The 20,362-nt window shown below is 48.3% G+C and carries 19 protein-coding genes; 9 read left to right on the top strand and 10 right to left on the bottom strand.

What is annotated here, in order from left to right; all coding sequences use genetic code 11:
• Window positions 1-40: 40 nt before the first annotated feature.
• The 6 genes from clpB to purU all read right to left on the bottom strand — a co-directional run bounded on the left by clpB (window position 41) and on the right by purU (window position 8,382).
• A complete protein-coding gene (clpB, locus tag WJT86_RS11200; protein WP_346337662.1) occupies window positions 41-2,662 on the bottom strand; it encodes an ATP-dependent chaperone ClpB in 2,622 nt (873 codons plus the stop codon).
• Between the two features lie 181 nt (window positions 2,663-2,843).
• Complete coding sequence (locus WJT86_RS11195) at window positions 2,844-3,839, bottom strand: CobW family GTP-binding protein (RefSeq protein WP_346337661.1); 996 nt, start codon at window positions 3,837-3,839, stop codon at window positions 2,844-2,846.
• A gap of 77 nt (window positions 3,840-3,916) precedes the next feature.
• Complete coding sequence (locus WJT86_RS11190; RefSeq protein ID WP_346337660.1) at window positions 3,917-4,114, bottom strand: YbdD/YjiX family protein; 198 nt, start codon at window positions 4,112-4,114, stop codon at window positions 3,917-3,919.
• Window positions 4,115-4,171: 57 nt separating this feature from the next.
• Window positions 4,172-6,247, bottom strand: a complete 2,076-nt coding sequence (locus tag WJT86_RS11185) for a carbon starvation CstA family protein (RefSeq protein WP_346337659.1) — start codon at window positions 6,245-6,247, stop codon at window positions 4,172-4,174.
• A gap of 276 nt (window positions 6,248-6,523) precedes the next feature.
• Window positions 6,524-7,261 carry an outer membrane protein gene (locus WJT86_RS11180; RefSeq protein WP_346337658.1) on the bottom strand — a complete coding sequence of 246 codons (738 nt, stop codon included), beginning with the start codon at window positions 7,259-7,261 and terminating at the stop codon, window positions 6,524-6,526.
• A gap of 263 nt (window positions 7,262-7,524) precedes the next feature.
• Window positions 7,525-8,382: a formyltetrahydrofolate deformylase gene (gene purU, locus WJT86_RS11175; RefSeq protein WP_346337657.1), complete on the bottom strand. Its 858-nt coding sequence runs from the start codon at window positions 8,380-8,382 to the stop codon at window positions 7,525-7,527.
• Between the two features lie 195 nt (window positions 8,383-8,577).
• On the opposite strand from purU, the gene msrP reads away from it, so the two are divergent.
• The 4 genes from msrP to WJT86_RS11155 all read left to right on the top strand — a co-directional run bounded on the left by msrP (window position 8,578) and on the right by WJT86_RS11155 (window position 12,019).
• Window positions 8,578-9,525 (top strand): protein-methionine-sulfoxide reductase catalytic subunit MsrP, encoded by a 948-nt coding sequence (gene msrP, locus WJT86_RS11170; protein WP_346337656.1) that lies wholly within the window; start codon window positions 8,578-8,580, stop codon window positions 9,523-9,525.
• Window positions 9,526-9,539: 14 nt separating this feature from the next.
• Complete coding sequence (locus WJT86_RS11165; protein ID WP_346337655.1) at window positions 9,540-10,166, top strand: protein-methionine-sulfoxide reductase heme-binding subunit MsrQ; 627 nt, start codon at window positions 9,540-9,542, stop codon at window positions 10,164-10,166.
• Window positions 10,167-10,460: 294 nt separating this feature from the next.
• The gene (locus tag WJT86_RS11160) at window positions 10,461-11,234 is read left to right on the top strand and encodes a L,D-transpeptidase (RefSeq protein WP_346337654.1); all 774 of its coding nucleotides are present in this window, start codon (window positions 10,461-10,463) and stop codon (window positions 11,232-11,234) included.
• Between the two features lie 254 nt (window positions 11,235-11,488).
• Window positions 11,489-12,019, top strand: a complete 531-nt coding sequence (locus WJT86_RS11155; RefSeq protein WP_346337653.1) for a hypothetical protein — start codon at window positions 11,489-11,491, stop codon at window positions 12,017-12,019.
• Window positions 12,020-12,066: 47 nt separating this feature from the next.
• Here the strand turns inward: WJT86_RS11155 and WJT86_RS11150 are convergent, their stop codons facing one another.
• The 4 genes from WJT86_RS11150 to WJT86_RS11135 form a co-directional block, all read right to left on the bottom strand.
• A complete protein-coding gene (locus WJT86_RS11150) occupies window positions 12,067-12,489 on the bottom strand; it encodes a HutP family protein (protein WP_346337652.1) in 423 nt (140 codons plus the stop codon).
• 387 nt (window positions 12,490-12,876) lie between these two features.
• Window positions 12,877-13,647, bottom strand: coding sequence for a malonate transporter subunit MadM (gene madM, locus WJT86_RS11145; RefSeq protein ID WP_346337651.1), 771 nt, complete (start codon window positions 13,645-13,647; stop codon window positions 12,877-12,879).
• A 3-nt stretch (window positions 13,648-13,650) separates the two neighbouring features.
• Window positions 13,651-14,025: a malonate transporter subunit MadL gene (gene madL / locus WJT86_RS11140; protein ID WP_346337650.1), complete on the bottom strand. Its 375-nt coding sequence runs from the start codon at window positions 14,023-14,025 to the stop codon at window positions 13,651-13,653.
• A gap of 66 nt (window positions 14,026-14,091) precedes the next feature.
• The gene (locus WJT86_RS11135) at window positions 14,092-14,298 is read right to left on the bottom strand and encodes a biotin/lipoyl-containing protein (protein ID WP_346337649.1); all 207 of its coding nucleotides are present in this window, start codon (window positions 14,296-14,298) and stop codon (window positions 14,092-14,094) included.
• Between the two features lie 856 nt (window positions 14,299-15,154).
• Here WJT86_RS11135 and WJT86_RS11130 point away from each other — a divergent pair.
• The 5 genes from WJT86_RS11130 (at window position 15,155) to mdcC (ending at window position 20,361) form a co-directional block, all read left to right on the top strand.
• Window positions 15,155-16,090, top strand: a complete 936-nt coding sequence (locus tag WJT86_RS11130) for a triphosphoribosyl-dephospho-CoA synthase (RefSeq protein ID WP_346337648.1) — start codon at window positions 15,155-15,157, stop codon at window positions 16,088-16,090.
• 183 nt (window positions 16,091-16,273) lie between these two features.
• The gene (gene madB, locus WJT86_RS11125) at window positions 16,274-17,491 is read left to right on the top strand and encodes a Na+-transporting malonate decarboxylase, carboxybiotin decarboxylase subunit (RefSeq protein WP_346337647.1); all 1,218 of its coding nucleotides are present in this window, start codon (window positions 16,274-16,276) and stop codon (window positions 17,489-17,491) included.
• A gap of 78 nt (window positions 17,492-17,569) precedes the next feature.
• Window positions 17,570-18,346, top strand: coding sequence for a biotin--[acetyl-CoA-carboxylase] ligase (locus WJT86_RS11120; RefSeq protein WP_346337646.1), 777 nt, complete (start codon window positions 17,570-17,572; stop codon window positions 18,344-18,346).
• 12 nt (window positions 18,347-18,358) lie between these two features.
• Entirely contained in the window at window positions 18,359-20,026 is a 1,668-nt protein-coding gene (mdcA, locus tag WJT86_RS11115; protein ID WP_346337645.1) for a malonate decarboxylase subunit alpha, read from the top strand.
• Between the two features lie 14 nt (window positions 20,027-20,040).
• A complete protein-coding gene (gene mdcC / locus WJT86_RS11110; protein ID WP_346337644.1) occupies window positions 20,041-20,361 on the top strand; it encodes a malonate decarboxylase acyl carrier protein in 321 nt (106 codons plus the stop codon).
• The last annotated feature ends 1 nt before the right edge of the window (window position 20,362 follow it).

Below are 20,362 nucleotides of genomic sequence, written 5' to 3'. Positions count from 1 at the left end.
AAATCCCCCAGCCGGTTGGTGGGGGATCTTTTTAACTCACTCAGTTAAGCATGGCATCAGAGGGCCGTTTCTCTCCAGAAACACCAACATTGCCAACCATCAGACCATCTTCACCGGCATGAACCTTAACAGTTGAGCCATCATAAACTGTTCCGGCCAATATCTGTTCAGCCAGTGGGTTCTGGACATACTTCTGAACGACACGTTTCAGTGGACGTGCGCCATAGGCAGGGTCATACCCTTTATCAGCGAGCCAGTTACGGCCACTCTCGTCAATATCAAGAATGATTTTGCGGTCATCAAGAAGACGCTGGAGGCGGGCAATCTGAATGTCGACAATCGCACCCATCTGCTCACGCTGCAGGCGGTGGAACAGGATGATGTCATCAACACGGTTAAGGAACTCTGGCCGGAAGTGCGAACGCACCACAGACATAACCTCTTCACGCACAACTTCAGAATCCTGACCTTCAGGCTGGTTCACAAGGTATTCAGCACCAAGGTTGGATGTCATGATGATCAGCGTATTGCGGAAGTCTACCGTTCTGCCCTGCCCGTCTGTCAGACGGCCATCATCAAGAACCTGTAACAAGACATTGAAGACATCAGGGTGCGCCTTCTCAATCTCGTCAAACAGTACAACCTGATACGGGCGACGCCGTACAGCTTCTGTCAGCGCTCCACCTTCTTCGTAACCCACATAACCGGGAGGTGCACCAATCAGACGCGCAACAGAATGCTTCTCCATATACTCCGACATGTCCATGCGGATCAGTGCTGTCTCGTCATCAAACAGGAAGGTTGCCAGCGCCTTGGTCAGCTCTGTCTTACCAACACCTGTCGGTCCGAGGAACATGAATGATCCGATTGGGCGATGCGGGTCTTGCAGACCAGCCCGGGCACGGCGCACCGCTGTCGAGACAGCCTCAACAGCCTCTTTCTGACCAATCACCCGTTTAGACAGACTATCTTCCATATGCAGAAGCTTTTCACGCTCACCTTCGAGCATCTTGTCAACCGGTACACCCGTCCAGCGTGAGACAACCTGCGCAATATCATCAGGTGTGACGGCAACTTCCATCATGCCACCTTTGCCTTCAGCCTGCTCTTCAAGCGTCTTCAGCTCTTTTTCCATGTCCGGAATAGCGCCGTAAGCCAGCTCGCCTGCCTTCTGGTACTGACCAAGACGCTGGGCCTGAGCCAGTTCATTACGTGCATCATCAAGCTTCTTTTTCAGCTCTGCAACACGTCCAAGAGCATCTTTCTCCGCAGTCCAGCGAGAGGTGATAGCCGCAGATTTTTCTTCCAGATCGGCCAGCTCTTTTTCAAGCTTTTGCAGACGATCCTTGGATGCAACATCATTCTCTTTTTTGAGGGCTTCACCTTCGATTTTTAGGCGGATGATGTCGCGATCGAGACTATCCAGTTCTTCCGGCTTTGAATCCACCTGCATCCGCAAACGTGAGGAAGCCTCATCAACAAGGTCGATCGCTTTATCCGGAAGGAAGCGGTCGGTAATATAGCGATTGGAAAGCGTTGCTGCAGCAACAAGCGCGCTGTCCGCAATACGGACACCGTGATGCTGTTCATACTTTTCCTTGATACCGCGCAGGATAGAAACCGTATCCTCAACGGTTGGCTCACTGACGAACACAGGCTGGAAACGACGTGCCAAGGCGGCGTCTTTCTCAACATGCTTGCGGTATTCATCCAGAGTTGTTGCACCGACGCAATGTAACTCACCACGGGCAAGTGCGGGCTTCAGAAGGTTCGATGCATCCATCGCGCCATCTGTTTTACCAGCACCCACCAGTGTGTGCATTTCATCAATGAAAAGGATGATATCACCATTGGCAGCCGTAACCTCCGAGAGAATGGCTTTCAAACGCTCTTCAAATTCACCCCGGTATTTGGCACCGGCAATCAGCGCACCCATATCCAGCGCAAGCAGCTGCTTATCACGCAGGCTTTCAGGCACGTCACCATTGATGATGCGTAAGGCCAGCCCTTCGACAATAGCCGTTTTACCAACGCCTGGCTCACCAATAAGTACGGGATTATTTTTTGTACGGCGGGAGAGAACCTGCACCGTGCGGCGGATTTCTTCATCACGACCGATGACAGGATCAAGCTTACCCTCACGGGCAGCTTCCGTCAGATCGCGGGCATATTTCTTCAACGCATCATAAGAGCTTTCAGCAGATGCGTTATCTGCCGTTCTGCCTTTACGCAGGGCATTGATAGCCGAGTTAAGGTTCTGCGGTGTAACACCGACAGCACTGAGAATACGGCCAGCCTCACTTTCCTTCTCCATCACCAGAGCCAGCAGAATGCGCTCAACAGTGACATAGGAATCGCCAGCCTTGTCAGCCAGTTTTTCAGCTGCATCGAACAGTTTTATCAGATCACGGCTTGCCTGCGGCTGTGAGGCGGCACCAGAAGCACTTGGCTGTTTCGCCAGCCACTCATTAATACTGTTCAGTGCCTGTCGGGATTGGCCACCAGCACGGTCAATCAAACCGGCCGCCAAACCTTCCGGATCATCAAGTAAAACTTTCAGAACATGTCCCGGTGTCAGTTGCGGATGTCCTTCACGTGAAGCAAGCATCTGAGCAGACTGAATGAACCCCTGAGCGCGTTCAGTATATTTTTCAAAATTCATAATTTCTTCCTTCCCAGTGCAAACCACGTCCCCACGGGCCCATAATCTGCATCTGTAGCAACAGACCTTATTCAAAGCGTCTGTACTAGAGATGGTCATTCGCTCTTCCCTCAACAAGAGGCAGAACGGATGAAATCAGGAATTTTTTGTTATACTTGGCACCTGCAAAAACGACTGAAAACTAGTGATCTTCGCAGGCGCGAAATCCTTCCCGGATATCCTTAACTGGCAGCTCGCGGCCGATGATAACCAGAGTTGAGCCACGTGTCTCTTCCGGTTGCCACTCTGAGCCATAATCGAAGCCAACCACCTTATGAACTCCTTGAACAATCAGACGGCGTGGCTCTCCGGCAATCGCGAAGATTCCTTTATAGCGCAGCATATCATTGCCAAAGCGTTCAATCGTTTCTTCCATGAAGTTGCCAATCAGACCGATATCCAGTTCACCAGCCTGATAAACCCGCGACTGAATGTTATCTTCCCATGAGTGCTCATTCTCATCATCCTGCGGTTTCTCAAGAAACGACGGGTCAACTTTCAGGGCATCATCCAGATTGAAGGCTGCCACATCAATCCAAGCGGCACGCGGCAAACGTCCATGATCTGCCTCGATAATTTCAGCACGGGCATTGATCTTGCGAAGACGTTCAACAAGCTTGGTTTTTGCCGCAGCATCTACGCGATCCACCTTTGTCAGAATAAGGCGATCTGCAAATCCAACCTGCGAAACAGCCACACGGTTTTCATCCATTTGCCGATTGGCGTGTTCGCAATCAACCAATGTCACAACAGCATCAAGTGCAATACGTTCACGCAGCTGCTCATCAACAAAGAAGGTCTGAACAACCGGCGCGGGATCGGCCAGACCCGTTGTTTCCAAAATCAGGCGATCAAACTTGAGTGTTCCCTGATCCCGGCGGCTCAAAAGGTCATGAAGTGCTTCCGTCAGCTCTCCTCTGACAGAACAGCAGATGCAACCACTCGAGAGTTCAATAATTTCAACACCAGTCTGTGGCTTAAGCAATGCGCTATCAATATTGACGGCACCAAACTCGTTCTCGACAATCGCAATCTTTTCTTCCGGGTGTTGCTCAAGAAGATAGTTGATCAATGTCGTTTTACCTGAACCAAGAAACCCGGTCAGAACAGTTACAGGTACGAGTTGCATGTCTGTCATCAGTTTATCCAAATAAAAAGGTGGCCTTTAACGGCCACCTTGAAAAACACGGGGTGACCCTTGCGGGATGCACCTGATCAGCAGCAGCGGCCGCCGTTTTTGCCACCATAACGCGCTTCCTGACGTTCGCGGAAAAACTCTTCATAAGTCATGTAAGGTTTATCCGGATGCTTAAGACGCATATGCTGAACATAGGTATCATAATCTGGAACCCCGACCATGAGACGGGCTGTCTGTCCGAGATAGCGTCCTGCTTTTGCAAGATTCTGGAACATTGCCTGTTACCTTCTAAGAGACGAGGGACCGGCATAACTGCCGGTCCCGGATTTAGTTTAAGAAATAGCCTTGGCACCTTCTGGCAGACGCTCATAAGGAACTTCTGCAGCGGTTGGCTTATTCTCTTTGTTGGCCTTCATAATAGCCAGAATACCATAGACTGTCACGCTCAGAACAATGAACATGAATACCAGCGTCAAGCCAGCATCAAGACGATTGTTGAAGATGATACGTTCCATATCGCCAGCATTCTTGGCCAGACCCATGACCTTACCTTCAGCCATCAAAGCTTTTGCGGCATCGGCAACGGCAAGGAAGCCAATCTTGGCATCTGCAGAAAAGACCTTGAGCCAGCCGGCAGACATCGTGGTGATAAGCAGCCAGGCTGTTGGAACCAGAGCGACCCAGACGTACTTAGCGCGTTTCATCTTAACGATAACAACCGCACAAAGGACGAGTGCCATAGCGGCAAGCATCTGGTTGGCAATACCGAACAATGGCCACAAGGTGTTAATACCACCAAGCGGATCAACCACACCCTGATACAGGAAGTAGCCCCATGCAGCCACGCAAAGGCCGGTTGCAAGAAGGTTCGCACCAAGGTTGTCTGTCTTCTTCAGAGCTGGAACGAAGGTACCCAGAAGATCCTGCAGCATAAAGCGGCCAGAACGTGTACCGGCATCCACAGCCGTCAGGATGAAGAGTGCTTCGAACAGAATGGCGAAGTGATACCAGAAGGCCATCATACCTTCACCAGCAATCACCTGATGCATGATATGCGCCATACCAACAGCAAGTGTTGGCGCACCACCGGCACGGGAGATGATGGAGTTTTCACCAACATCCTTAGCCATCTGTGTCAGCATGTCCGGTGTCAGCACAAAGCCCCAGCCGTTGATAACCTGGGCTACACTTTCCGGTGTTGTACCGATGAGTGCACCCGGGCTGTTCATGGCGAAGTAGATGCCTGGCTGAATAACCGAAGCAGCGACAAGAGCCATGATCGCAACGAAGGATTCCATGAGCATGCCGCCATAACCGATGAAACGGGCATGGGTTTCATTCTCAAGCATCTTCGGTGTTGTACCGGAAGAAATCAGAGCATGGAAACCAGAGACCGCACCACAGGCGATGGTGATGAACAGGAACGGGAACATGCTGCCTGTCCATGCCGGACCATGTGCGCTGGAAGCGAACTGTGTCAGAGCAGGCATTTCAAGGTTCGGACGAACAATCAGAATACCGATGGCCAGACCAACAATCGTACCAATCTTGAGGAAGGTCGACAGGTAGTCACGTGGGGCCAGCAGCAGCCAGACTGGTAGAACGGCGGCAACAAAGCCATAGCCGATCAGAATCCATGTCAGCTGAACACCGTTAAAGTGGAAGACCTGGCTCCATTCGGCACTATCATGCACCCAGCCACCAACGATAATGGCAGCAAGCAGCATAACCAGACCAATGAGCGATACTTCACCAATACGGCCCTGTCGAATGTAACGGGTATAGATACCCATAAACAGAGCTATCGGGATTGTGGCCATAACCGTGAATGTACCCCATGGGCTGTCGGCAAGAGCCTTAACAACAATCAGGGCAAGAACGGCCAGAATGATGATCATGATCATGAATGCACCGAACAGTGCAAGTACACCCGGGATAAAACCGAGTTCCATCTTCACAAGATCACCCAAGGAGCGACCATCACGACGCATGGAAACGAACAGAACCATGAAGTCCTGTACCGCACCGGCAAGCACAACACCGGCAATCAGCCAGAGCATGCCAGGAAGGTAACCCATCTGCGCTGCTAGCACAGGACCGACAAGCGGACCAGCACCGGCAATAGCGGCAAAGTGGTGACCGAACAAAACGTTTTTATTTGTTGGAACATAGTCAAGGCCGTCATTATGGCGCCAGGCCGGCGTCATACGCGTTGGATCAAGACCCATGACATTTTTTGCGATGTATAAACTGTAATAACGATAGGCGACGAGATAGATAGAAACTGCTGCGACGACAATCCAAAGAGCATTGATCGTCTCACCCCTATTTAATGCAACATAGCCAAGAGCAAAAGCTCCGACTACTGCAAGTAGGGCCCAACCGATATGGGATGCTATACGACCCATACTTACCCCTCCTAGTTACTGACCTGAAGAAATCCCCCCAGAAGACAATCACTTCCAACTGCAGAAGACCCTGCCAGAAGACAAGCAAGACAATTCAAATTTTTGAATATGCGCAAGTTATCATCTCCGAACAGGTTATTGTCAGAGTTACATATAGCCTGACATTCAAAAAGGTGCAAATAGCGCTAAGATATAAGTAAATATAAGATATTCAGAAAACCAAAAGCGGCGGGAATGACCCCACCGCTCTTGAAAATCATATATTTTGATTCTGGCTCAGAACTTGTAGTTCACACCAGCACGCAGAACCTGAAAACTCGGAGAGTCTTTAACAGTCATTGCGTTAAAGTTTGTACGGCCCTGCCATGTATGGCTTTTGTCAGAAAGGTCGATATAAGCATATTCGCCCTTAATGGTCAGGTTATTGGTAATGGCATATTCAACACCTGCGCCAAGGGTCCAGCCCCAACGCATGTCATCATTATTGCCACCAAGCTGATAAAAACCTGTCTGATATTCACTGTTCAGCTTAACCTTACCGTAAGCCAGACCACCAGTTGCAAAAACCAGGAACCGATCCGTTACAGCAAAACCGAGACGTGGGCGGATTGTACCGAACCAGCTTGTCTTGCTGGAAACAGAATATGTTTCAGCCTTGCCGGTATAGTTTCCGAAACCGGAGTCACGGCGTCTGAGGTTGGCCATATTCAGGTCAGCTTCAAGACCATAGACAATGCTACCGGACTGGAAGTTATAACCAATCTGCAGACCACCGGTAAAACCGTCGCTTTTCTTGCTTCCGCCGTAAGAAAGCGTACCGAAATGGTCGTTAATCTTGTTATCATCGCTGGTGTTCCAGCCATAGCCGGCATTCAGACCTGCGTAGAAACCAGCCCATGTAAAGGACTGTGCCGGAGCATAGTAATTGTTGTTGCTGCCGTATGGCAGGTCAGATGCGAATGCTGCGCTGCTCAGACCTGTTGCGGCAAGAAGAGTAACAAGCAAGCGTTTCATATCGCGGCTCCTTCTTTATCCTGTTGTACCATCTTCGATCTGGCAACCAGCCTTTTAGAGCATGGATATCAGCATTTGATATCCTTGATTGCGAGATCCATTCCAGCATTTGCCGGAATGAACGAAATCAAATCCCACTCACGGGTATACAGCCAAGATAAATGCCCTACCGGTAAACAGCGCCTTAACAGGACAGAGGAACTGACGCTTAAAGTTAATAGTTGGTTAATAAAGAAAGCCCCCGAAAACGGGGGCTCTTTGGATCAGGAAGAGAAGACAACCGTCTTTCGGCCATTCAGCAGAACCCTGCTCTCAACATGGTTTTTGACGGCACGAGCCAATACACGGCTCTCAATATCGCGTCCTGTTGCCAGAAGATCATCAGCACTCATGGCATGAGTCACACGCTGCGTTTCCTGTTCGATAATCGGCCCTTCATCAAGATCAGCCGTTACATAATGGGCCGTGGCACCAATCAGTTTCACACCACGGTCATAGGCCTGATGATAAGGCTTTGCCCCCTTGAAACTCGGCAGGAATGAATGATGAATATTAATCACCCGGCCAGAGAGTATGCGCGACAGATCATCAGAAAGAACCTGCATATAGCGTGCCAGAACCACAAGTTCGGCACCACTCTGCTCGATAATTTCCAGAAGCTTTGCTTCCTGTACCCTCTTGGTTTCAGCTTTCACGGGTAACAGATAATACGGAATGCCATTAAGCTCGGCAGTTGCGCGGCTGTCATCATGGTTGGAGACAATTGCGACGACCTCAGCCCCCAGCCAGCCAACCTTAATTTGGTAGAGAAGATGCAACATAGCATGGTCAAACTTTGAAACCATGATCAGTATCTTTGGCTTACGGGCACCGTTAATCAACTTGGTGGTCATGCCAAAATGTTGGGATGGCTGCGCGAGAGCACGCTCTATTTCCTCGTATGTAACACTTGGCGGGCATGTGAATGCAATACGCATGAAGAACTGGTTTGTCTGACGATCCCAGAACTGATTACTCTCGGCAATATTGGCGCCAATCTTGAATAGCTCTGTTGTAACGGCCGAAACAATTCCTGGCCGATCTTCACAAGAGAGTGTAAAAACAAAACTGTTATCGAACATTCTTATTCCCCAGAGCCCATAAACTGGCTTTTCTATAATCCAGAAGTCACTCTTAAACGTAAAAACCTACAGGGTGACTTGTTATGCTGTCGCACATAACTTGTCTATTGACCAAGTCTTTATGTTTGATGTCATTGATATATATTTCTAAAGAACATCGAAAATCTTAATTTTTAAATATGGATTGAGAAGATCATGGCCCACTTCAAAGACCATATACCGTCATCGGAAATTACACCGAAAGATATCTTCCTTAACAGGCGTTCCTTTATGGCAGCTGCAGGAGGTACTCTGGCAGCGGCAAGCATGGGCCTGTCTCCAAAACAGCTACATGCTGCTCAGATTGATGGAACATTACCCGCAACGCGCAATAAAGATTTTAGCGTAGATGTAACACCAACGGCCAAGAATATTATCAGTACCTATAATAATTATTACGAATTCGGGACGGATAAATCATCTCCGTCACGCTACGCGGAACGACTGGTGACACGACCATGGACTGTTGAGGTTACTGGCGAAGTTGAGACACCCAGAATATTTGACATTGATGACTTGCTGAAACTCCCGCTACAGGAGCGTGTCTATCGGTTCCGTTGTGTTGAGGCATGGTCAATGGTTGTACCGTGGATTGGTTTCGAATTCCGGGAACTTGCCAAGCTTGTGAACCCGACAAGCAAGGCAAAATACGTTGAATTCACAACTGTTGTCCAAAAAGAGAATATGACCGGCCTCCGCTATCCCATCATCGACTGGCCATACAAGGAAGGCCTGCGGATAGATGAAGCCATGCATCCCCTGACACTGCTCACCGTAGGCTTGTATGGTGATCTGCTTCCCAATCAGAATGGAGCACCTATTCGCCTGATCGTGCCTTGGAAATATGGGTTCAAAGGTGCGAAATCTATTGTTCGTATTGCATTCGTTGAGAAACAGCCCAAAACATCATGGGTGGAAATTCAGCCGCAGGAATATGGGTTTTATGCCAATGTGAACCCCGCCGTCAGTCATCCGCGCTGGAGCCAGCAATACGAACGGGCACTCCCTAATCTGTTTGCCTCGCAACCCACTCTGCCATTTAATGGATATGCTGATCAGGTAGCATCGCTTTATACAGGCATGGATTTATCAAAATATTATTGAGCATATCACCGAACATGAAGAAACCGGACATTATCGGAGTAACCAAACCAGTTGTCTTTCTTCTGGCATTACTTCCAGCCTTGAAGCTTGCAACAGAGTTGATATCTGCGTTCTACTTTCAAGCCCCACTTGATCTGGGTGCAAATCCTGCCCAGACAATTGAACATATCACTGGAGATTGGTGTATCAATTTTCTGATGCTCACGCTCCTTATCACGCCAGCAAGACGCCTGACCCACTGGAACTGGCTCATCAGATACAGGCGTATGTTTGGATTATTTGCCTTCTTTTATGGCGTACTTCATATCTTGGCTTATCTGGCTTTTGATAAGGTATTCCGTTTCAACGACATTATTCAGGATATTTTTCAACGTCCCTATATCACAGTCGGTATGGCCGCATTACTGCTGATGCTCCCGCTTGCCATCACCTCAACACGTGGCTGGATCAGACGTCTTGGGAAACAATGGACCAATCTGCACAAACTGGTTTATGTCAGTGCTACGCTGGGCGTTGTACATTACTGGTGGCTGGTTAAACGCGATATCACATGGCCCTTAATCTATGCGCTGATTCTCTTCATTTTACTTGGTAGTCGCTTCTGGTTTCATTTGCACAAGGCATCAAGAAAACAACAATAAACCATTTAATTATTTGATTTTATTTACAAATTAAGAAGCAGAATAAACCAAATTAACGATTAGCAAAATGTTTAGAAATAGAGACTAGACCGAAGACTAAGTTTTTGAATGCATTTCATTTAGATGACAAGCTTGAGCGAAATGCATTGTAACATATTTTTGTAAGCACGGGATGACCAGCCTTAGTGTAACAAGTCTGCTACACCACTAGGAATGATTAATTTCTTGCCACAGAAAAAACATGAATGGCTCTTAGCCAGCCATATTCTGCCAGTCGGCAGAGGGATGAAACAGATGTGTGAATTTAAGGAGACTGAGGTGACAGTCGCAACGTGTAAAACAAGTTCAATAAAAACGGTATTCCAGCGCCTCGTCGTTGCGGTTGGGTTACCTCTTCTTGCCGCTGCCTGTGCCTCTCCATCCCAGCAAACCGACCCTAACATGGTCAATGCTGATATGGCCCACCTTTATGCTGCGGTTCATGATAATGGCGTTGATGTCCCTGCAATTAATGTTGCAGAAATCAAGCGTCGTAATCTCCGTCAGATGGTTGATTACGAAACACGTGAGCCAACTGGCACCATTATCGTCGACCCACGTGCCCGCTTCCTCTACCTTGTTATGGGTGAAGGTAAAGCCATGCGTTATGGTATCGGCGTCGCTAAAGCTGGCCTGGCTTTTGAGGGCCGTGCCTATGTTGGCCGTAAGGCAACCTGGCCATCATGGACCCCAACCGCTGCAATGATCAAACGTGAGCCAAAACGCTATGGCCCGTATGCAGGTGGTCTCAAGGGTGGTATCGCCAATCCACTCGGTGCTCGTGCACTTTACCTCTACAAGGGTGGTTCAGACACCCTCTACCGTATCCACGGTACAAATGAGCCATGGTCAATTGGTGAACGTGTCTCCTCTGGCTGTATCCGTCTGTTCAATCAGGATATCCTTGATCTGTTCAGCCGCGTCCCAACCGGTACACGTGTCGTCGTTCTCGGCGCCGGCCCGGATGAGCCTGATGATGCAGAAGGTCACTATGTTGACGGCGGTATCTCTGAGACAGAAGCTCAGTAATATTGCATCAGCATAAAAAGGATAAAGAGCGGCCTTTCGGCCGCTTTTATTTTTTCAGAACAGTCATTTGATACCATAAAACTAATAATACCGGATCGAAGCTTGTTTTATAAGGGATAAACCTGTATAGGTTTTATTGTGAACTTGTGCTCAAGTATTATTCTTCAAGGTTACCGATTGTGATTATGTGACATGGTGAGCGGTAGGAGGAAACTTCTATGCTGGCTATGACTATCCGATCCGACGCAGTCCAAATGAATGATTGCGATGGTTGGGCTGAAGATTCAACACGTCCATCTCAGGATATTTTCCAGACAAGCAAAGATACACCGCGGCGTATTATCGTTGCGCTGACGAGTGGTGCCTATGGGAAAGCTGCCATTCTTGATGCCGTCATTATGGCAAAGGAAATTTCCGCAGAGCTCGTAGGAATTGCAACCATTGATGCCAAACGGCTCGACAATGTCGGGTTTATTCCGGCCGGTGGTAATTACTATGCTGCCAAACTCCGGTCTCAACTGCTTGAGCGCGCGAAGCTTGCCCTGGAAGAGACAGTCCAGTTTTTTAAGGAAACTGCGGCTCAGGCTCAGGTGAATTACTCCCTTTGCCGCCAGAATGGTGAGCCAACAGATATCCTGCAGAATTTTCAGCGCAAGGAAGATATGATTCTGGTTGGGCGCTTTGGCTGGTTTGACCACGGCGTATCACAGCAGAAGATTGATCCTATGCCCTTACTGGCAAAGAAAAATATCTTTCCGATTTTCTGCTCACCTCAACAGGGCTGATCATAACAAAAAAGCCGCTGACTAATCTGCAGCGGCTTTAAAATGCATCAAAGATGCATGATACCAAAACCACATCGCTCATGGTTGGTAAACGGTGACACGGCAGAGTCACCATAAGCTGCAACAGCAAGCCAGACCCCATCTGTGCAGATCGCAACTTTAACCTTTACACTGCTTGAGACAGAGGTTGTCTGCGGTGTGACCCCCTGCAAAGCTTCAAGAGCAGCATGTAAAACGGCATGCATTTGCCCTGGTGTCTTGCGGATGACGTTATTCTGGATAGCGGCATTCAGAATGTTACGCGTGAAGGTTTCATTGATCTTACCGCGCGTACCGGAAATAAATGTAACAGCAAGGCGGATATTATTGTTCCCGGCAAGGACATCTGCCTTAATTGTTTCTTCTTCACTCTCATCACTGAGTGCCGCAAGAATTGCAATTTTCCCGATACGTGTAAGCTTTATTTCCATCGCGTGCCCTTTCCGCGTTATGGGCGATTATTGCTGTGTTGTCGCAGGTGCCGGTATAATTGATTGACCCGTATATTTTTGATACGCAAGGCTGGCGAGGAAGCCCAAAAGAAGCAGAATAAGCAAAAACTTTTTATTGGCACGGCTAAAACTCCGATAAACCGGAGTACCCTGAACACTGAGTTTTCTCGTCTTCTTCGTCATATTTTCGCCGTTCCTACAAACGCTTGCCATTTCATTCGGCACAGACCCTATATGTAACTATAAATGAACTTCACACCTAAAACAATCGGATGCAACGCCACACCTTAGGCGCACAAATAACAAAAAAACTCTGGTAGCGAACTTAATCGCTACCAGAGTTTCAATTATCAGTTGTGGTATCTGTTAACCCATAATCGCCTTTGTAGCGAAGTAGAGAACAGATGGTACTAACAAGCAACCAAAGCCGGTATAGAAGGTTGCAACCACAGCACCATATGGAACCAGACGTGGATCCGTTGCAGCAAGACCTGCAGCCGTACCACTGGTTGTTCCCATCAGACCACCATAAACAATAGCTGTCTGAGGATTGTTGAGGCCAACAAGCGGAGCAACAAGAGGTGTCACAATCATGACCAGAATGGACTTGACCACACCAGCTGCAATGCTCATGGCAACAATATCAGAACCAACACCAAGTGCGGCGCCTGTTACAGGGCCAACGATGAAGGTAGCTGCGCCACCGCCAATTGTAGCCATTTCTTCTGCTGAGGTGTAACCGAACGCATAAGAAACAACAGCACCAACAACATAGGCAAGGATAATACCGATGAACAGAGCAAGGATGCCTGCCAGACCAGCCTTTTTAATTTCCGAGAGCTTGGCACCAAAAGCAGTAGAAATAATTGCGTAGTCACGCAACATGCTACCACCCATGACACCAACGCCACCGAACATGGCAACGTCTGCAAGACCCTTCTTACCGCCAGTGATTTCACCACCGATGTAAGCAAGAGCCAGACCAACGGCAATCGCAATAGCCGAGCCGTGAATACGGCCCTTCAGAACGATGTCGGAAAACTTGTAGCAAAGCCACATGACAACACCGACAAAGATGAAGGCCATTACAAGGCCATTGCTGATTAGAATTTTCTGAGCAATATTGATAAGTTCCATGATTTAGCCCTCCCAATCTTCTGATGGCTTAACCATCGCAGCAAGCGGGCGGACCAAAGCGAACATTACAACAACAGCACCAATGCCAGCGAGAATAGCACATGGGCCGCCTTTAATAGCAGCGACAACATTCTGGTTCATGGCCATAGCAACCACGATTGGAATGTACATGGCACTCCAGAACTTAATGCCAGAGTTTGCAGCATCAGTCATCCAGCCTTTTTTGTCAGCGTATTCTGACGCCAACATCAGGACAACCATGGCAAAACCGACACCACCAACGTCCGATGGCAGTCCAAGGGCATAGCCCAGTGTACTACCAATCCAGACACCGATGAACATACATGCACTTAATAGTGCTACCCCATAAATAGCCATTATCATCCTCCCAAGATGAAATGCCAAAAACTTGTGGGCCTGAAATCAGGCCCACAAGGTCAGAAATTATTCAATAACAGCGAGAACGTCGCCAGCACTGACGCGGTCACCAGCTGCCTTAATTTCCTTAACTGTACCAGCCTGAGGAGCACCAACTGGTGTCTTCATCTTCATGGCTTCAACGATCATGAGAACGGAGTTCTGCTCAACAGCATCACCGACCTTCACCTTAACTTCGTCAACTTTACCAGGCATACGAGCTTTGACTTCCATAGTCTTTCTCCTTAGTTCAAAAGGCTTTCGCCTCGTTTAATGGCAACAAGCCAATTCGAGTATCTTTGATACCCACGATCCGCCCCCACTGAAGGGAGACTGATATTTCAATATTTAGAGCAAACATAATCTTTGCACCCAAGAATGCAATAAACCGATCCAAACCGGAAAACGCATTAAGAAGCAAATTCTTATTGGGTACGAACTGACTGGAATGATTGGTATTGAGAACAGGCTTCCTATCCACAGTCGACAATGAAGAAAAAGAAACTCCTTCGACCAAACGGCATACCGAATGGGGGCTCTTTAACGTCAGAAAGCTTGGATACCGTAAGTCTCTGATACTATAAAGCACAGGAACCTCACGTCCTGCTGCTCACTTAATCACTATATCACAATCAGCACAAAACTTAATTTCACACGATCACAGGTACACAATATGCCTCTATTTGAATTTAGGCAATTACCTCCCGCTATGTAACCCAGAATTGGACGTGTGACAAATTAGCACACAAATAAACACTAAGAAAACACAATGTAACTATTTGATATTAAATGTTTTCCACCCCAAAATTCCCTTCAAAATTTACATTTTTATTTTGAAGAAAAAAATTCTAAATTAATTCTTAACCTACTGAAAAATAAAGGACATATTGTATGTGGCATATGTATCCACTGCTTTTCTTAAAAGCCAGATACTCGTTCAAAAAAAGACCGGACCTCTACAGCAGAATACTTGCTTTAAAAGTATTTAAAGGTCTATGATAGGAACGTGAATTAAAAGTGGTTCAGTGATCCTTATCTAGCTGCCGATTGTGATTATAGTGACATGGTGATGCGGTAGGAGAGTTCTCCTATGCTAACTATGCGGACAGAAAGTGCTTTAGGAAATATGGGCGAGCATCCAGCGTGCAACCGCCTTCTTTCTGTTGGCGAAGCCTTTCTCAGCGGTGTTCTACTTGAAGCCGGCACACATCCAAAGCCTGGCCTTGTTACACCCCGCTCCAATGGTGCACACAACGATATGACCCACATGACATTCATGGTTGGGTCTGCAGCTATTTCTCAGGCATTTTACTGTTGTGCAGATGCCGGATTCACCCACACAGCAGATTTCCCCACGCTCCTCCCCACGCTCCGCACAATCGGAAAGAGTTTTGAGAAGCACCTCTTAAACAAAACAAAGAACGTAAATACCCAAAGAGGCGCACTCTTTTTGGGAGGTTTGCTTTCAGGTGTTTCCGGGAAGTTGTTCCAGACAACCGAGAGCTCAACTCTTTCTCACCTAGACGTCTGTGCTGGCCTTTCAACCATGTGTGAAGGACTGGTAGAAAGAGAGCTTTCATCTCTGGAAGAAAACGTCGAACGCAAAGAAACTGCAGGCGAACAACTTTATAAACGTTATGGTGCACGGGGTGTTCGCGGCGAGGTTGAAGACGGCCTGCCCTCAATTATCAATGCAGGCATGCCTGCTCTCGTAAATGCCCTGGACAATGGACTATCATTGAATGATGCTTTTGCCCATACACTGATCAGCCTGCTGACAATGGTTGAAGACACCACAATTCTTTGGCGCCGTGGACCTGATTTCCTAAAATCAGCTCAGCAGGCGGCACAATCTGCTTTATCGCAGGGAGGCATGTTGACAGAAGCGGGAAGAAATACAGTTAGACAAATGGATATGAAGTTCTCGGCAGATAATTTCAGCCCGGGGGGCTGTGCCGATTTACTGGCTATGACAATAGCCTTGTACCTTCTCGAAAAAGGTAATTTTCCAAGAAAAATAATGTGATCAAGTAAAACATAAGAGTAGCAGAAATTAAAGACTAAGAGGAAAAAAATGGGACCTATTGAATATGCAGCCGTAACCTACGGCATGACCATCGTGATTTCCTTCGGGGTTATCGCGATCATTATTGGGATCAATAAAGTAGTTGGAAAATAACTACAGAAATTGCCGTAGAGGGCTATAAAAATGACAGATCAACTTGTTCAAATCTTTCCGGGAATAGCCACGCTATTCTATCAATCTCCAGTCATCGCATGTACGCGCGTTGGCTTGATTATTTTTGGGCTTATTCTTGCATATTATGGGTTTAAGAAAGTTCTTGAGCCACTTATCATGATCCCTATGGGTCTTGGTATGATTGCAATTAATGCTGGCGTTCTTTTCATGGACGCAAATGATCTCTCCAAGATCGGCAATATTATCCTTGATCCAATGGTGTCTGACCCAAGTGACTTGGTTAACATCATGCAGATCAACTTCCTGCAGCCAATTTACACATTGTCATTCAGTAATGCACTGATCGCCTGTATCGTGTTCATGGGTATCGGCGTGCTCAGCGAAATCAGCTTTATTCTGGTTCGCCCATGGGCATGTATGACAATCGCTCTCTTCGGTGAGCTTGGTACCTTCTTCGCTCTCGTCGTTGGTAAATGGATGGGCCTGAGCTCTGGTGCGGCTATCTCTGCTGCCATCATCGGTGGTGCCGACGGCCCAATGGTTCTCTTTGCATCTCTTATGCTTGCAAAAGACCTGTTCGTGCCGATCGCCGTTATTGCTTACCTGTACCTCTCCCTCACCTATGTCGGGTACCCATACCTGATTAAGATGATGGTTCCAGCCAAGTATCGTGGCGTTGACATGGAATTTGATGTTCCTGATGTCTCTAAGAAGACAAAGTTCCTGATGACTGTCATTCTGTGCGCTTTGCTTTGCCTTCTTCTGCCAGTTGCTTCTCCTTTGATCCTTTCATTCTTCATTGGCGTAGCTATCAAAGAAGCTGAAATTGAGCCTCTGCAGAACCTGCTTGAATCCACATTGCTCTATGGCGCAACCTTCTTCATGGGTCTGCTCCTCGGTGTTCTCTGTGATGCAAGCACACTCCTGAACGACACAGTCTTCAAGCTCGTCATCATCGGTGTTGTTGCTCTGGCAGTATCTGGTGTTGGTGGCCTGGTCGGTGGCTGGATCTTCTATTGGCTCACAAAGGGTAAATTTAACCCACTTGTTGGTATTGCCGGCGTTTCCTGTATGCCAACAACACCAAAGATTGCACAGAAGATCGCTATGGAGAACAACCCATACTGCATCATCATGCCAATCGCCATGGGCACATCCATCTGTGGTGTTATCACGACAGCCATCATCACCGGCGTGATGATCGCTACAAATGGCTGGCTGCTCTGATCAGCCCAGAGATTGACTAAAAGTGGTGCCCTACGGGGCCCCACTCCACCCCGCTGAATTATTCAGTTTGGATTAAAAATGAAGATCATTCGACATCAAGTTATTGATTCAACGAACCGGGAGGCAGCCAGATTGATTGCCACTGGTCAGTCGGGTGATTCAGTGATTGTTTCGGAGCGTCAGACAGCTGGACAGGGGCGCTATGATCGCAGATGGGAATCCCGCTCAAATCTGGGGTTACTGTTCTCTGCAATCCGTACAGTCAAAATCAATCTGGAAAATTTACCTCAAGCAACGCTGGTTGCCGCCGTTGCTGTCGCCGATGGTATTGAAGCCACCACAGGGCTGGCTCCCAAGGTGAAATGGCCAAATGATCTGCTGATCAATGGCCGAAAAATCTGCGGCATTCTGGTTGAGAACCCGGTTGGTTATTCGAATAACCGTGACGATGTTCACACCCTTGTTTTCGGTGTCGGCATCAATGTCTCCCAGCAAACAACGGATTTCTCTTCCGAACTGACAGATCGTGCAACCTCTCTCGCAATAGCGCTAGAAGGAAAAGAGATCGACAAGGTTCTCCTACTCGAAGCTGTCGTTCAGAAGCTTGATGAATGGTTAGCAGTTTGGTCCACTCAGGGTTTCACATCCATTCGTGATGCCTGGCTGAGCCGAAACTGTACTATTGGACAACGCATCCTCCTGTCAGATGCTGCAACCGCCGAATACGGTGAGGCCATTGGCCTTACACCCGACGGTGGCCTCAGCATCCGTTTTGACAGTGGCATTGTTCAGAATGTGGACGCGGGCGAAATCTCTTTTGCCCGTCAAGATGATCTCTCCGCCCCATTGAGATGAAGGGAAGTGAAGATGAGTAAAGTAAAAAGGAAATGGGATACTCTCAGAACTGAATACGAAGAGCGCATGAAAGATGCCATTCCTCTGCGTCGCAGAGGAAAGGAAATCGATGCTGCTGATACTGTTCAGCTTCTGGAAGCTGTCATCAGAGCTGGTGATAAGGTCAATCTGGAAGGTAACAACCAGAAGCAGGCTGACTTTCTTGCCGAATGCCTATCGAAAGTTGATATCTCCAAGATCAACGACCTTCACATGGTTCAGTCGGCTGCTCCGCTGCCGGTCTTCCTCGAACTCTTCGAGAAGGGCATCGCCAGCAAGCTCGACTTCGCCTATGCTGGCCCGATGGGTGGTAAGGTTGCTGAGTTTATCAACGAAGGTAAACTTAAGCTGGGTGCTATTCACACCTATCTCGAGCTTTTTGCCCGTTACTTCATCGACCTGACACCACGCGTGTCCATGGTCTGTGCCTATCAGGCTGACCGTGAAGGTAACCTCTACACAGGTTTCAACACCGAAGACACTCCGGTTGTTGTCGAGGCTGCCAAGTTCCGTCAGGGTATCGTTATTGCTCAGGCTAACGAAATCGTTGACAAACTGCCACGTGTTGACATTCCAGGCGACTGGGTCGACTTCGTTGTTGAATCTCCGAAGCCTTTCTATGTTGAGCCACTGTTTACACGTGATCCAGCTGCGATCACCGATTCCCAGATCCTGATGGCCATGATGGCTCTGAAAGGTATCTATAAGGAATATGGCATTCAGCGTCTCAACCACGGTATCGGCTTCTATACAGCTGCTATCGAACTTCTTCTGCCGACATACGGTGAAGAGCTGGGCCTAAAGGGTAAGATTTGTAACCACTTCGCCCTGAACCCCCACCCAACACTTATTCCAGCTATTGAATCTGGTTGGGTTGACTCAATTCACAGCTTCGGCGGTGAGCTTGGTATGGCCGATTATTGTGCCGCCCGTTCCGATGTCTTCTTCATCGGTCCAGATGGAACAATGCGTTCAAACCGCGCCTACAGCCAGACAGCTGGTCACTATGCCATCGACATGTTCATCGGCGGTACGCTCCAGATCGATAAATACGGTAACAGTAGTGCTGCTACAGCTACCCGTGTTGCCGGTTTCGGTGGCGCTCCAAACATGGGCTGTGATGCCAAGGGTCGTCGTCACGCAACGCCAGCATGGCTGAAGTGTGGTGAAGAATTTGGTCAGCAGGAAGAATACATCGGTACGATGCCACGCGGTAAGCGTCTCGTCGTTCAGATGGCAGAAACCTTCCTTGAGAAGATGCAGCCTGCATACGTTGATGAACTCGACGCTGTTAAGTTGCAGAAGAACGCTGGCCTCGATATGCCGCCAATCATGGTCTACTCCGATGACGTGACGCACATCATTTCTGAAGAAGGTATTGCCTTCCTTCATAAGTGCCGCGGCCTCGAAGAGCGCATGAACGCCATCCGTGGTGTTGCTGGTTACACAGAGATCGGTCTGCAGGCCAATCCGAAGATCACAAAAGACCTTCGCGAACGTGGCATTATCCAGACACCGGAAGATCTCGGTATCGATCGTGGCAGAGCCAACCGCTCGCTGCTCGCAGCTAAGAACGTGAAGGAACTGGTTGAGTGGTCTGATGGCCTCTACAACCCACCTGCACGCTTCAGAAATTGGTAAGCTAGAGGTTTGAAATGGCTAAACAGTTATTAACATTCAACTTTGAATATAAAGCCGACAATCCGAAAGGTCTGCCGGTTGGTCAGTCGCACTATGGTGTCGTCGGTTCCGGCGATATGGAAGTGCTCATTGAAAAGAAGGATCAGGGCGGAAAGGCCACCTTCACAGTCGTAACTCCGGTTTCTGGCTTTGAAGAAGTCTGGAAGCGCGTTCTTGAGCGTTTCGTGATGGACACACAGATTGGTGACGTCCACTTCGAAATCAATGACAACAACGCCACACCGGTTGTCGTGTCAATGCGTATGCGTCAGGCATTGGCCGAGATTTCAGGCTAAG

Source organism: Hohaiivirga grylli, assembly GCF_039655745.1.
Classification (GTDB): Bacteria; Pseudomonadota; Alphaproteobacteria; order Rhizobiales; family Beijerinckiaceae; genus Hohaiivirga; species Hohaiivirga grylli.
The sequence above is the reverse complement of the archived record's forward strand: the minus strand, read 5'-3'. Positions and strand labels throughout refer to the sequence as shown.

Bases quoted from the DNA above. Each gene is read 5' to 3' on its own strand.
- clpB (WP_346337662.1), bottom strand. From the start codon at position 2,662: ATGAATTTTGAAAAATATACTGAACGCGCTCAGGGGTTCATTCAGTCT.
- WJT86_RS11195 (WP_346337661.1), bottom strand. From the start codon at position 3,839: ATGACAGACATGCAACTCGTACCTGTAACTGTTCTGACCGGGTTTCTT.
- WJT86_RS11190 (WP_346337660.1), bottom strand. From the start codon at position 4,114: ATGTTCCAGAATCTTGCAAAAGCAGGACGCTATCTCGGACAGACAGCC.
- WJT86_RS11185 (WP_346337659.1), bottom strand. From the start codon at position 6,247: ATGGGTCGTATAGCATCCCATATCGGTTGGGCCCTACTTGCAGTAGTC.
- WJT86_RS11180 (WP_346337658.1), bottom strand. From the start codon at position 7,261: ATGAAACGCTTGCTTGTTACTCTTCTTGCCGCAACAGGTCTGAGCAGC.
- purU (WP_346337657.1), bottom strand. From the start codon at position 8,382: ATGTTCGATAACAGTTTTGTTTTTACACTCTCTTGTGAAGATCGGCCA.
- msrP (WP_346337656.1), top strand. From the start codon at position 8,578: ATGGCCCACTTCAAAGACCATATACCGTCATCGGAAATTACACCGAAA.
- WJT86_RS11165 (WP_346337655.1), top strand. From the start codon at position 9,540: ATGAAGAAACCGGACATTATCGGAGTAACCAAACCAGTTGTCTTTCTT.
- WJT86_RS11160 (WP_346337654.1), top strand. From the start codon at position 10,461: ATGTGTGAATTTAAGGAGACTGAGGTGACAGTCGCAACGTGTAAAACA.
- WJT86_RS11155 (WP_346337653.1), top strand. From the start codon at position 11,489: ATGAATGATTGCGATGGTTGGGCTGAAGATTCAACACGTCCATCTCAG.
- WJT86_RS11150 (WP_346337652.1), bottom strand. From the start codon at position 12,489: ATGGAAATAAAGCTTACACGTATCGGGAAAATTGCAATTCTTGCGGCA.
- madM (WP_346337651.1), bottom strand. From the start codon at position 13,647: ATGGAACTTATCAATATTGCTCAGAAAATTCTAATCAGCAATGGCCTT.
- madL (WP_346337650.1), bottom strand. From the start codon at position 14,025: ATGGCTATTTATGGGGTAGCACTATTAAGTGCATGTATGTTCATCGGT.
- WJT86_RS11135 (WP_346337649.1), bottom strand. From the start codon at position 14,298: ATGGAAGTCAAAGCTCGTATGCCTGGTAAAGTTGACGAAGTTAAGGTG.
- WJT86_RS11130 (WP_346337648.1), top strand. From the start codon at position 15,155: ATGCTAACTATGCGGACAGAAAGTGCTTTAGGAAATATGGGCGAGCAT.
- madB (WP_346337647.1), top strand. From the start codon at position 16,274: ATGACAGATCAACTTGTTCAAATCTTTCCGGGAATAGCCACGCTATTC.
- WJT86_RS11120 (WP_346337646.1), top strand. From the start codon at position 17,570: ATGAAGATCATTCGACATCAAGTTATTGATTCAACGAACCGGGAGGCA.
- mdcA (WP_346337645.1), top strand. From the start codon at position 18,359: ATGAGTAAAGTAAAAAGGAAATGGGATACTCTCAGAACTGAATACGAA.
- mdcC (WP_346337644.1), top strand. From the start codon at position 20,041: ATGGCTAAACAGTTATTAACATTCAACTTTGAATATAAAGCCGACAAT.